At 63.1% G+C, this 352-nt stretch carries 1 protein-coding gene; it reads right to left on the minus strand.

The features are described 5' to 3' along the window. On the minus strand, positions 1 to 309 hold a 309-nt coding region (locus AB3X89_RS40370), incomplete at its 3' end, for a helix-turn-helix domain-containing protein (RefSeq protein WP_368588080.1). Between the last annotated feature and the right edge of the window lie 43 nt (positions 310 to 352).

Consider the following 352-nt stretch of genomic DNA (forward strand, 5'->3'; position numbering starts at 1 on the left):
GTACGGTGCCAGGAACGTCTTGAGCTGGCTGATACCGCCTTCATAGCCGGCTTCCTGCAACTCCCGCAGCAGGACCGTTGCCGGAATCCAGTGCGGTCGTGCAGCGGCCACACGCTCAAGGAGATAGTCCTTGAACGGGTCGAGCTTGGTCGGGCGTGGCTCACGTTGCCTGTAACGGCCCGCCTGCCCGTCGCGCAGATAGCGGCGCACCGTGTTGCGCGACAGGCCCGTTTGCCGCGCAATCTCGCGTACCGCCGTTCCCCGTCTTGCCAATACCTTGATTTCCACTGCTTGCTCCTGAGTCAGCATCGGCGGCAAAAAGCCGCCATCCTCTCCCAGGTGGGTCAGGTTT

This window comes from Paraburkholderia sp. BR14320 (assembly GCF_040948665.1).
Classification (GTDB): Bacteria; Pseudomonadota; Gammaproteobacteria; order Burkholderiales; family Burkholderiaceae; genus Paraburkholderia; species Paraburkholderia youngii.